This is a genomic window from Erwinia sp. 9145, assembly GCF_000745075.1.
GTDB classification, from domain to species: Bacteria; Pseudomonadota; Gammaproteobacteria; order Enterobacterales; family Enterobacteriaceae; genus Erwinia; species Erwinia oleae.
Window position 1 is genome coordinate 523,393 of sequence record NZ_JQNE01000001.1, and the last position, 12,132, is coordinate 535,524.

Consider the following 12,132-nt stretch of genomic DNA (forward strand, 5'->3'; position numbering starts at 1 on the left):
CTCCATAGGTGTTTCCCCATCCCGGTGGGGACAAAACGGTGCGCTAACGCACTGACAGGCAAAAAAGATGAATATTCAACAATTGGCGAAACTGCGTTCTATTGTGCCCGAGATGCGTCGCGTCCGGCACATCCACTTTGTCGGCATCGGCGGTGCCGGCATGGGCGGTATTGCCGAAGTGTTGGCCAACGAAGGCTATGAAATCAGCGGTTCAGATCTGGCGCCTAACGCGGTGACGCAGCATTTGAGCGGCCTGGGCGCGACGATCTATTTCAACCATCGCCCGGAAAACGTCAGCGACGCCAGCGTGGTGGTGGTCTCCACCGCGGTATCGCAGGATAACCCGGAAATTGTTGCGGCCCGTGAGGCGCGCATTCCGGTGATCCGCCGCGCCGAGATGCTGGCGGAACTGATGCGTTTTCGTCACGGCATCGCCGTTGCCGGAACGCACGGCAAAACCACCACCACGGCGATGGTGTCCAGTATTTATGCGGAAGGCGGTCTGGATCCTACCTTCGTTAACGGCGGACTGGTCAAAGCCGCAGGCACGCACGCGCGCCTTGGTAGCAGCCGCTACCTGATTGCGGAAGCTGATGAAAGCGACGCCTCGTTTCTGCATCTGCAACCGATGGTGGCGATTGTCACGAATATTGAAGCCGATCATATGGATACCTACCAGGGCGACTTCGAAAATCTGAAGCAGACGTTTATTAATTTTCTGCACAATCTGCCGTTTTATGGGCGTGCGGTATTGTGCGTTGACGACGCGGTGATTCGCGATCTGATCCCGCGCGTTGGGCGTCAGGTCACCACGTACGGTTTTAGCGAAGACGCCGATGTGCGTATTGCCAGCTATGAGCAGCACGGCGCGCAGGGGCATTTCACGCTGGCGCGGCTCGATAAGCCGCTAATGCACGTTACGCTCAATGCGCCAGGGCGACATAATGCGCTGAATGCCGCGGCAGCGGTGGCGGTGGCGACGGAAGAAGGTATTGAAGACGACGAGATCCTCAGCGCGCTGGAGAGCTTTCAGGGCACCGGCCGTCGCTTCGATTTCCTTGGTGAATATCCGATCGTCGACGTCAACGGTAACGCGGGCACGGCGATGCTGGTTGATGACTACGGCCATCATCCCACCGAGGTGGATGCAACGATCAAAGCAGCGCGCGCGGGCTGGCCGGATAAGCAACTGGTGATGATTTTCCAGCCGCATCGCTATACGCGCACCCGCGACCTGTATGACGATTTCGCTAACGTGCTCTCTCAGGTTGACGTGCTGCTGATGCTGGACGTGTATTCCGCCGGAGAAACGGCGATACCCGGTGCGGACAGCCGCTCGCTTTGCCGCACCATTCGCGGCCGCGGAAAGGTCGATCCGATCCTGGTTTCCGATCACGAGGCGGTACCCGACATGCTGGCGCCGAAGCTCTCCGGTAACGATTTGATCCTGGTGCAGGGCGCCGGAAACGTGGGACGTATTGCGCGTCGGCTGGCAGACCTTAAGTTACAACCACAGACAACTGAAGGGGAACATCATGGCTGAGAAAGTAGCTGTTTTGCTGGGTGGCACCTCTGCCGAACGCGACGTTTCGTTGATGTCAGGCAACGCCGTGCTGGCCGGACTGATTGAAGCGGGTATTGACGCGCAAGCGGTCGATATTCGCGATTTTCCGGTAATGCGCCTGAAAGAAGAGGGCTTCGACAAAGCCTTTATCGCACTTCACGGTCGCGGCGGCGAAGACGGCACGCTCCAGGGCGTGCTGGAGTTTCTCGCTATTCCCTACACCGGCAGCGGCGTAATGGCATCAGCCATCACCATGGATAAACTGCGCACCAAACTGCTCTGGCAGGGCTGCGGACTGCCCGTTTCCCCCTATGTGGCAATCACGCGTGATGAAATGAACGCCGGTCTGAACGAGGAGGCCCGCGCGCGCATCGCGGCGCTGGGGCTGCCGCTGTTCGTTAAGCCGAGCTGTGAAGGCTCCAGCGTGGGTATCACCCGCGTTAATCATGCTGACGCGCTTCAGGCGGCGCTGGATGAAGCGTTCCGCCACGACGACGAGGTGTTAATTGAGGCATTTTTAAGCGGCCCGGAATACACCGTTGCCGTCATTGGCGATGAAATCCTGCCTTCTATTCGCATCCAGGTGATTTCTGAGTTCTATGACTATGAAGCAAAATACTTTTCTGACGATACTCAATACTTCTGTCCGAGCGGCCTGAGTGCAGAACAGGAGTCAGTGCTCAGTACCATCGTCACTGATGCCTGGCGCGCGCTGGGCTGTAGCGGCTGGGGCCGCGTGGACGTAATGATGGGCGACGACGGCCAGTTTTATCTGCTTGAGGTCAATACCTCGCCAGGTATGACCGGCCACAGCCTGGTGCCGATGGCGGCGAAGCAAGCCGGCATGAGCTTCCCGCAGCTGGTTGCGCGCATTCTGGAGCTGGCCGACTGATATGTCCCAGGCGGCTCTGAACGTTCGTAACCGCGAAGCGCAGGAAAAAGCGCGTTCCGGCAGGAGCAATGGCTCGCGGCTGGCAGGCATCATCTTTTTAATGATGGTGCTGGGCGTGATGGTCGCGGGCGGGCTGGTCGTGGTGAAGTGGATGAACGATGCCTCAAGGCTGCCGCTTTCCAGGCTGGTCGTCACCGGGCAGATGCACTACACCACGCACGATGACATTCGCCAGGCGATATTGTCGCTTGGCGCGCCGGGCACCTTCATGTCGCAGGATGTGGATGTGATTCAGCAGCAGATTGAACGGCTGCCGTGGATCCAGCAGGTGAGCGTGCGCAAACAGTGGCCGGACGAGCTGAAGATTCATCTGGTGGAGTATGTGCCGGTCGCACGGTGGAATGATTTGCATATGGTTGACGCCGAAGGGAAATCCTTCAGCGTGCCGGCCAGCCATCTTGGCAAAGAGGCGATGCCGATGCTTCACGGGCCGGAAGGCAGCGAAGCAGAAGTGCTGGCAGGTTACCACCAGATGCGTGATGCGCTGGCTGCCAGCAAACTTAAACTGAAAGTGGCCTCAATGACCGCGCGGCGATCCTGGCAACTGGTGTTGGACGATGACATCCGCCTTGAGCTGGGACGAAATGACGATATGAAGCGGCTGAAGCGTTTTACCCAGCTGTATCCTTCGCTGCAACAGCAGGCGCAGGCGGAAAACAAGCGAATCAGCTACGTTGACCTGCGGTACGACTCTGGCGCGGCAGTAGGTTGGGCGCCAGCGCCCCTTGAGAAAACTGACAGTAAACAGGAACAGAATCAGGCACAGGTTAAACAACAATGATCAAAGCGACGGACAGAAAACTGGTAGTTGGACTTGAAATCGGCACTGCGAAGGTCGCCGCTTTGGTAGGTGAGGTTCTGCCCGATGGCATGGTCAATATTATTGGCGTGGGAAGCTGCCCTTCGCGCGGCATGGATAAAGGCGGCGTAAACGATCTGGAATCCGTTGTGAAGTGCGTGCAGCGTGCGATCGACCAGGCGGAGTTGATGGCTGACTGCCAGATCTCATCGGTTTACCTTGCTTTATCGGGGAAACATATCAGTTGCCAGAACGAAATAGGGATGGTTCCTATTTCGGAAGAAGAAGTGACTCAGGAAGATGTGGAGAACGTGGTGCATACCGCTAAATCGGTTCGCGTGCGCGATGAGCACCGAATTCTCCATGTTATTCCACAGGAATACGCCATCGATTATCAGGAAGGCATTAAAAATCCGGTGGGTTTGTCGGGCGTGAGGATGCAGGCAAAAGTGCACCTGATTACCTGCCACAATGATATGGCGAAAAACATCGTCAAAGCCGTTGAACGATGCGGGCTGAAAGTTGACCAACTGATTTTTGCCGGCCTGGCTTCAAGCTTTGCGGTGTTGACAGAAGATGAACGCGAGCTGGGCGTCTGTGTGGTCGACGTCGGCGGCGGCACCATGGATATCGCGGTTTACACCGGCGGCGCGCTGCGTCATACCAAAGTGATCCCATACGCGGGCAACGTGGTCACCAGCGATATCGCCTATGCATTCGGTACGCCGCCCACCGATGCCGAGGCGATCAAGGTTCGTCATGGCTGCGCGCTCGGCTCGATTGTCGGCAAGGATGAAAACGTTGAAGTGCCAAGCGTGGGCGGCCGCCCGCCGCGCAGTTTGCAGCGGCAAACGCTGGCTGAGGTCATTGAACCTCGCTATACCGAATTACTGAATCTGGTGAATGACGAGATCCTGCAACTTCAGGAGCAGCTTCGCCAGCAGGGCGTGAAGCATCATCTGGCGGCAGGCATTGTTCTGACCGGCGGCGCGTCACAAATTGAAGGTTTAGCGGCCTGCGCCCAGCGTGTGTTTCACACGCAGGTGCGAATTGGACAGCCGCTGAATATTACCGGGCTGACGGATTATGCGCAGGAGCCTTACTACTCAACGGCGGTAGGCCTGCTGCACTATGGAAAAGAGTCTCACCTGAACGGTGAGGCCGACGTGGAAAAAAGAAGCTCGGTGGGCAACTGGTTTAAGCGAATCAACAGCTGGCTGAGAAAAGAGTTTTAATTTTAATAAAAGGAGATCATGCTAGCCTTATTTATGATCTCCAGGCGACAGGCACATAACGGAGAGAAATTATGTTTGAACCTATGGAATTAACCAATGACGCGGTGATTAAAGTCATCGGCGTCGGCGGCGGCGGCGGTAACGCCGTAGAGCATATGGTGCGCGAGCGCATCGAAGGCGTTGAGTTCTTTGCCGTCAACACCGATGCGCAGGCTCTGCGCAAAACGGCGGTGGGTCAGACCATCCAGATCGGTAACGGTATCACCAAAGGTCTGGGCGCCGGGGCAAATCCCGAAGTCGGCCGTAACTCCGCAGAAGAAGATCGTGAAGCACTGCGTCAGGCGCTGGAAGGCGCGGACATGGTGTTTATTGCCGCAGGCATGGGCGGCGGCACCGGTACGGGCGCCGCGCCGGTTGTGGCAGAAGTGGCAAAAGATTTGGGTATCCTGACGGTTGCCGTGGTCACCAAGCCGTTTAATTTTGAAGGCAAAAAGCGCATGGCGTTTGCCGAGCAGGGTATTGCCGAGTTATCCAAGCACGTTGACTCGCTGATCACTATCCCGAACGACAAGCTGCTGAAAGTGCTGGGCCGCGGTATTTCGCTGCTGGACGCCTTCGGCGCCGCAAACGACGTGCTGAAAGGCGCGGTACAGGGTATCGCCGAGCTGATCACCCGTCCGGGCCTGATGAACGTCGACTTCGCCGACGTGCGCACCGTGATGTCCGAAATGGGCTACGCGATGATGGGTTCCGGCGTTGCCTGCGGTGAAGACCGTGCGGAAGAAGCAGCAGAAATGGCGATTTCCAGCCCGCTGCTGGAAGACATCGACCTTTCTGGCGCGCGCGGCGTGCTGGTAAACATCACGGCTGGCTTCGATCTGCGTCTGGACGAGTTTGAAACCGTGGGTAACACCATTCGCGCCTTCGCCTCTGATAACGCGACCGTGGTGATCGGTACGTCTCTCGATCCGGAAATGAACGATGAACTGCGCGTAACCGTCGTGGCTACCGGTATTGGCATGGACAAACGTCCTGAAATTACCCTGGTGACCAACAAACAGCAGCAGCAGACGCAGCCGGTTATGGATCATCGTTATCAGCAGCACGGTATGGCTCCGCTCCCGCAAGAGCAAAAGCCAGCGGCGAAAGTGGTTAACGACCAGAGTTCGCAGCCAAACAAAGAGCCTGACTATCTGGATATCCCGGCCTTCCTGCGTAAGCAGGCGGATTAAGATATTCCTGATAATTGGGATTCTCCGCTCTTTGTGCTAAAGTGCTCGCCCGTCGGTGATTTATACTGGCGGTCGGATGAGTAATTTTGCGAGATAATGCGATGATCAAACAACGGACTTTAAAACGTATTGTTCAGGCGACAGGTGTCGGTTTGCATACCGGCAAGAAAGTCACGCTGACGTTACGCCCTGCGCCGGCTAATACCGGGGTCATCTATCGCCGCACTGACTTGAATCCACCGGTTGATTTCCCGGCCGATGCCAAATCCGTGCGTGATACCATGCTCTGTACTTGCCTGGTTAATGAGCATGACGTGCGTATTTCAACGGTAGAACACCTGAACGCCGCACTGGCTGGCCTCGGCATTGATAACATTATTGTGGAAGTCAACGCGCCTGAAATTCCTATTATGGATGGCAGCGCCGCTCCCTTTATTTATCTGTTGATGGACGCGGGCATTGATGAGCTGAACGCCGCGAAGAAATTTGTGCGTATCAAGCAGACTGTTCGGGTTGAAGACGGCGACAAATGGGCTGAGTTCAGGCCGCACAATGGTTTTACGTTGGATTTCACTATCGACTTCAACCATCCTGCGATTGACGCCAGCTCTCAGCGCTACAGCATGGATTTTTCCGCTGAAGCCTTCGCTCGCCAGATCAGCCGCGCCCGCACCTTTGGCTTTATGCGCGACATCGAAGCGTTGCAGGCACGCGGCCTTTGCCTGGGCGGCAGCTTTGACTGTGCCATCGTGGTCGATGACTATCGCGTGCTGAACGAAGACGGCCTGCGTTTTGAAGACGAGTTCGTGCGTCACAAAATGTTAGATGCTATCGGTGACCTGTTCATGTGTGGCCACAATATTATTGGTGCATTTACTGCATTCAAATCGGGCCATGCGCTGAATAACAAACTGCTACAGGCGGTTCTCGCGAAGCAGGAAGCCTGGGAATGGGCGACCTTTGAAGATGAAGCTGAGCTACCGGTAACCTTCCGGGCGCCGAACCTGGTTCTGGCGTAACTACTTATTACGACTGGTTGAGCTGGTACTCTCTCCGGCCAGTAAGGCCAGTCGTTCTATTACTTTTCGCAGTTTTTCAGGACTCAGTTCCGCCACGCCTCTCAAAATCTCCGCGCTTTCTGCACTCAGGCGTCTCCCTGACGTTTTGCTTTCTTTCTCAGATTGATTGCTGCTTTCCTGAACGCTTTCATGCCCTTTTCCCGCCAGCGATGGATTTATCCTGATGTCGATTGACGTCAATGATGGTAATATTTGCGTTCGTAAAGCCGACAGCAGGCTGGATTGTTCATAGCGTAAGCGCATCATCCAGCTGGCATTGGCCGTTTCAAGCACCAGAATGCCCTGGCGAAAGTTCGCCACGCGGCACCAGGGATGAAGCTGGGCGGGAAGCATTCCCCGCACGGCACGGTTCAGTTTATTCAGGGCAAGCGCGCGTTGCTGAATCGCCTGAAGCGTACTCTGGCCTTCTGTGGCTTCAATTAAATTTTCAACAGATTGCGGGCGACTATCGCGCATAGCGGGCTCCGGCGGAAAAAAGTGATTGGTATTCTAAATCGTTGGCGACAATTTGGCAGACGTTATTTCTGGCCGCATCTCCTGTTAGGGATGGTCGCGGCGAGTATCGGCGCGCCTCACACTTTTGCCAGCGAACAGGCTACGTTACCAGAAACCTCCACAAGAAGCCTGAATATTGGCAGCGTGGTGCGTTTCGACGGCCTTGCGCTGTTGCAGGAGAGCACGCGTCGATCGGGCGTTAACGTTGATTACTGGCATCAACATGCTATTCGCACCGTTATTCGTCATCTCACTTTTACGCTTGCGCCGGTTCGCGATCCCATTGCTCAGCAAACGCTCAACGTGCAAAAGCTGGTGCTGCTGGATACGCTCAGCACGCTGCTGACGCATGAAGCGCGCCCGCCGGTAATTGTTCGCCAGACGGCGCAGCCCCTGCTGGCCACCGGGACGCAGTGGCAAACCGGCCTCTGGCTGGCGCAGGTGCAGGGTATTCGCGCCGGGCCCTTTTCTCTCACATAAAATTTGTCGCTTTATCCACCTACATTTACATGCTTTACCGCCGGAGGCGGTGGCTGAGAGAAATTATTAATCATGCTTATTAAATTATTAACCAAAGTTTTTGGCAGCAGTAACGAACGTACCCTGCGCCGTATGCGCAAAGTTGTTGATCAGATCAATAAAATGGAACCGGATTTCGAGAAGCTTTCTGATGAAGAACTGAAGGCGAAGACTAACGAATTCCGCGCACGTCTTGAGAAGAACGCGTCTCTCGAAAGCCTGATCCCCGAAGCATTTGCCACCGTGCGCGAAGCCAGCCGCCGCGTGTTCAATATGCGCCACTTTGACGTACAGCTCTTGGGCGGCATGGTGCTGAACAATCGCTGCATCGCAGAGATGCGTACCGGTGAAGGTAAAACCCTGACGGCAACGCTGCCGGCCTACCTTAACGCCCTGAGCGGTAAAGGCGTACACGTTGTGACGGTGAACGACTACCTGGCACAGCGCGATGCGGAAAACAACCGTCCGCTGTTTGAATTCCTCGGCATGAGCATCGGTATCAACCTGCCCGGCATGCCTGCACCGGCCAAACGTGAAGCCTACGCGGCGGACATCACTTACGGCACTAACAATGAATACGGTTTCGACTACCTGCGCGACAACATGGCCTTCAGCCCTGAAGATCGCGTTCAGCGTAAGCTGAACTACGCGCTGGTGGATGAGGTTGACTCCATTCTGATCGATGAGGCGCGTACGCCGCTGATCATTTCCGGCCCGGCGGAAGACAGCTCTGAACTCTACATTCGCGTAAACAAGATCATTCCTGGCCTTATTCGTCAGGAAAAAGAAGACTCTGATACTTTCCAGGGCGAAGGTCACTTCTCCGTGGATGAGAAAGCGCGTCAGGTTCATCTGACCGAACGCGGTCTGGTCGCCATTGAAGAGCTGATGGTCAGCGAAGGCATCATGGAAGAGGGCGAATCACTCTACTCGCCGGGCAACATTATGATGATGCATCACGTGACGGCTGCGCTGCGCGCGCATGTGCTCTTTACCCGCGACGTGGATTACATCGTGAAAGATGGCGAAGTGATCATTGTCGATGAACACACCGGTCGTACCATGCAGGGACGCCGCTGGTCAGATGGTCTGCATCAGGCGATTGAAGCGAAAGAAGGTGTGGAGATCCAGAACGAAAACCAGACGCTGGCTTCAATCACCTTCCAGAACTACTTCCGCCTCTATGACAAGCTGGCAGGCATGACCGGTACAGCGGATACGGAAGCCTTTGAGTTCAGTTCAATCTACAAGCTGGAAACCATTGTCGTGCCGACTAACCGACCAATGGTGCGTAAAGATCTGGCGGATTTGGTCTACATGACCGAGAAAGAGAAGATTGATGCGATCATTGAAGACATCCGTGAACGTACCGCCAACGGTCAGCCGGTGCTGGTCGGCACCATCTCAATTGAAAAATCGGAGGTGGTTTCTGCCGAACTGACTAAAGCGGGCATCGAGCATGCGGTACTGAACGCCAAGTTCCACGCCCGCGAGGCAGACATTGTTGCCCAGGCCGGACAGCCAGGCGCGGTCACCATTGCCACCAACATGGCCGGACGCGGTACGGATATCGTGCTGGGCGGTAGCTGGCAGGCAGAAATTGCTGGGCTGGACGAGCCAACGTCAGAGCAGATTGAAGCGATTAAGGCGGCGTGGAAGATCCGTCATGAAGCGGTGCTGGCCTCTGGCGGTCTGCATATTATCGGTACCGAGCGTCACGAATCACGCCGTATTGATAACCAGCTGCGTGGTCGTTCCGGTCGTCAGGGTGATAACGGTTCCTCACGCTTCTACCTGTCAATGGAAGATGCGCTGATGCGTATTTTCGCCTCGGATCGCGTGTCCAATATGATGCGCAAGCTGGGCATGAAGCCGGGCGAAGCGATCGAGCATCCCTGGGTGACAAAAGCCATCGCTAACGCGCAGCGGAAAGTGGAAAGCCGCAACTTCGATATTCGCAAGCAGCTGCTTGAATATGATGACGTAGCCAACGATCAGCGCCGCGCCATTTACTCGCAGCGTAACGAGCTGCTGGACGTATCAGACGTATCAGAAACCATTGCCAGTATTCGCGAAGACGTCTTTAAAACGACGCTGGACAGCTACATTCCCCCGCAGTCGCTTGAGGAAATGTGGGATGTGCCGGGTTTGCAGGAGCGTCTTAAAAACGACTTCGATCTTGAGCTGCCCATCGCTGAATGGCTGGACAAAGAGCCGGATCTGCACGAAGAAACGCTGCGGGAACGTATTCTTGAACAGGCTAAACAGCATTACCTGCTCAAAGAAGAGATTGTTGGCGTTGAGATGATGCGCAACTTCGAGAAAGGCGTGATGTTACAGACGCTGGACTCCCTGTGGAAAGAGCATCTGGCGGCGATGGACTACCTGCGTCAGGGCATCCACCTGCGTGGCTATGCGCAAAAAGATCCGAAGCAGGAGTACAAGCGCGAATCCTTTGCGATGTTCGCAGCCATGCTGGAATCGCTGAAGTACGAAGTGATCAGTACGCTGAGTAAGGTGCAGGTTCGTATGCCGGAAGAGGTCGAGGCGATGGAAGAGCAGCGCCGTGAAGAGGCCGAGCGTCTGGCCCAACAGCAGCAGCTAAGTCACGTTGATACCGAGACGGAAGCGGCAATCGCGCTGGCCGATCAGACCGGCGAACGTAAAGTCGGGCGAAACGATCCCTGTCCGTGCGGTTCCGGTAAAAAGTTTAAGCAGTGCCACGGGCGCCTTGCATAAACAAACACATCAGACTGAGGCCGGAGAAATACCGGCCTTTTTTATGGCCGCAAAAAAATTTTCGCCTGCCGGAAGGTTGTCATCACAGGTTAAGACTGAAATAGTATCAGCAAAATCAGGATGACAAAGTGAGAAGAAAATGAAGCATCTGCAAGTAGCCGTGGGGATCATTCGTAATTCGCAACGGCAGATATTCCTGGCGCAGCGGTCTGCAAGCGCCTACATGGCGAGTATGTGGGAGTTTCCTGGTGGAAAAATTGAAGCAGGTGAAACACCCCTGGAGGCACTAAAGCGCGAGCTCCTGGAAGAAACCGATATCACCGTGCTGAACGCGGTGCCCTATGAGTCCTTCGACCATACTTACGACGATTTAAAAGTGTCACTCTATTTCTTTATCGTTGAGGAGTGGCAGGGAGAGCCATATGGCCGCGAAGGGCAGCCCTCGCGCTGGGTTGCGCAGGCGGAGCTGATTGCTGAAGATTTCCCGCCCGCTAATGTAGGCATTGTTGCCCGTCTCAGAGCTGAAGCGTAGCCGGCTGCCCGCATCAGCGGGCACCATTATCGGTCAGGATCTGCTTCGCTCCAGTCGTCGCTTTCCGACAGATCGCCGCTGCTGCTGATGCGTTTTTCTTCCGCTGCCCACTCTCCCAGGTCAATAAGCTGGCAGCGCTTACTGCAAAATGGCCGCCATGGGCTCAGTTCGTCCCAAATCACGTCTTTGCCACAGGTTGGGCAGTTAACCATCGTTACATCATTATTCATAAAACACCTTTAACAGCAGGCTAGTTCAAAATCAAGCCGGGCCGGGATCTCACCGCGTTCGCTGTCGAGCGGCATAAAGCGGATAGCGAAACGGCTTTTATGCCCGGAGACCTGTGGGTAGAGCGCGTCATCCAGCGACAGCATCAGGCGCAGTAGCTCTGCGCCGTCCGCATTATCCTGAAAGAAACCGTTCAGGCTGGTCTGCGTACGGAAGTTGCCCGACTGACGGATCAAATCGAGCAGCAGCGTCAGCGCATGGCGAATAGGAGCGAGCGAAGACATCCACAGTGCGACCTGTTCATCGCGCTGTGACTGCCCGATATGTAGCCAGGTATGCAACGTCGGAAGATCAAAACTACAACAGCCGCCGGGAATACTGAGGCGCTGGCGTACCAGCCCGATCAGGCGATCTTCACGCAGCAGCTGGCCCATACGCGGCGCGGCAATCAGCACCGCCGCACGCGCTTTAAGGTTGTCGTTCAGCACATTTACCCGTTCCATATCAACACCCGGAACTTCAGCCCATGAACGTAGCTTTTGCTGCTGTTTTTCCAGTTCTTTTAATATTTCAGTGCGCAACTCGCCGCGCTCAAAAACGTCCAGCAACTCGGCCGCGTTGCGAAAAAAAGTCAGGGCGCTCAGGTGATCGGTAATGGTCTGACACTGATCCAACTGTTGAAGAAGGAATTCAATACGCAGCCAGGTGCGCATTTTTTCATTTAAAGGATATTCAAATAGTATGGTTGTGCTCATGTA

General features: G+C 55.4%; 12 protein-coding genes. 9 read left to right on the top strand and 3 right to left on the bottom strand.

From position 1 onward, the window contains the following. Window positions 1-67: 67 nt before the first annotated feature. The 6 genes from murC (at window position 68) to lpxC (ending at window position 6,801) form a co-directional block, all read left to right on the top strand. Window positions 68-1,543, top strand: coding sequence for a UDP-N-acetylmuramate--L-alanine ligase (gene murC / locus FA91_RS02600; RefSeq protein WP_034912259.1), 1,476 nt, complete (start codon window positions 68-70; stop codon window positions 1,541-1,543). Beyond that, complete coding sequence (locus FA91_RS02605; protein WP_034912261.1) at window positions 1,536-2,456, top strand: D-alanine--D-alanine ligase; 921 nt, start codon at window positions 1,536-1,538, stop codon at window positions 2,454-2,456. The genes murC and FA91_RS02605 overlap by 8 nt, the downstream gene beginning before the upstream one ends. Window position 2,457: 1 nt before the next feature. Further along, window positions 2,458-3,297 (top strand): cell division protein FtsQ, encoded by an 840-nt coding sequence (gene ftsQ / locus FA91_RS02610; RefSeq protein WP_034912262.1) that lies wholly within the window; start codon window positions 2,458-2,460, stop codon window positions 3,295-3,297. After that, window positions 3,294-4,550 (top strand): cell division protein FtsA, encoded by a 1,257-nt coding sequence (gene ftsA / locus FA91_RS02615; protein WP_034912263.1) that lies wholly within the window; start codon window positions 3,294-3,296, stop codon window positions 4,548-4,550. Before ftsQ ends, ftsA begins: the two co-directional genes overlap by 4 nt. A gap of 71 nt (window positions 4,551-4,621) precedes the next feature. Further along, window positions 4,622-5,782: a cell division protein FtsZ gene (gene ftsZ / locus FA91_RS02620; RefSeq protein ID WP_034912264.1), complete on the top strand. Its 1,161-nt coding sequence runs from the start codon at window positions 4,622-4,624 to the stop codon at window positions 5,780-5,782. Window positions 5,783-5,883: 101 nt separating this feature from the next. After that, window positions 5,884-6,801 carry a UDP-3-O-acyl-N-acetylglucosamine deacetylase gene (gene lpxC, locus FA91_RS02625; protein ID WP_034912265.1) on the top strand — a complete coding sequence of 306 codons (918 nt, stop codon included), beginning with the start codon at window positions 5,884-5,886 and terminating at the stop codon, window positions 6,799-6,801. Here the strand turns inward: lpxC and FA91_RS02630 are convergent, their stop codons facing one another. Then, window positions 6,802-7,317, bottom strand: a complete 516-nt coding sequence (locus tag FA91_RS02630) for a DciA family protein (protein ID WP_034912266.1) — start codon at window positions 7,315-7,317, stop codon at window positions 6,802-6,804. A gap of 21 nt (window positions 7,318-7,338) precedes the next feature. On the opposite strand from FA91_RS02630, the gene secM reads away from it, so the two are divergent. From secM to mutT, 3 genes are all read left to right on the top strand, one after another. Beyond that, window positions 7,339-7,836 carry a secA translation cis-regulator SecM gene (gene secM, locus FA91_RS02635; protein ID WP_034912267.1) on the top strand — a complete coding sequence of 166 codons (498 nt, stop codon included), beginning with the start codon at window positions 7,339-7,341 and terminating at the stop codon, window positions 7,834-7,836. 72 nt (window positions 7,837-7,908) lie between these two features. Beyond that, window positions 7,909-10,614 carry a preprotein translocase subunit SecA gene (gene secA / locus FA91_RS02640; RefSeq protein ID WP_034912268.1) on the top strand — a complete coding sequence of 902 codons (2,706 nt, stop codon included), beginning with the start codon at window positions 7,909-7,911 and terminating at the stop codon, window positions 10,612-10,614. Window positions 10,615-10,753: 139 nt separating this feature from the next. Further along, the gene (gene mutT, locus FA91_RS02645) at window positions 10,754-11,146 is read left to right on the top strand and encodes an 8-oxo-dGTP diphosphatase MutT (RefSeq protein ID WP_034912271.1); all 393 of its coding nucleotides are present in this window, start codon (window positions 10,754-10,756) and stop codon (window positions 11,144-11,146) included. A gap of 26 nt (window positions 11,147-11,172) precedes the next feature. On the opposite strand, the gene yacG is transcribed toward mutT, so the two are convergent. Continuing rightward, window positions 11,173-11,376 carry a DNA gyrase inhibitor YacG gene (gene yacG, locus FA91_RS02650; RefSeq protein ID WP_034912275.1) on the bottom strand — a complete coding sequence of 68 codons (204 nt, stop codon included), beginning with the start codon at window positions 11,374-11,376 and terminating at the stop codon, window positions 11,173-11,175. Between the two features lie 9 nt (window positions 11,377-11,385). Then, window positions 11,386-12,129, bottom strand: a complete 744-nt coding sequence (gene zapD, locus FA91_RS02655) for a cell division protein ZapD (protein WP_034912276.1) — start codon at window positions 12,127-12,129, stop codon at window positions 11,386-11,388. Window positions 12,130-12,132 lie beyond the last annotated feature (3 nt).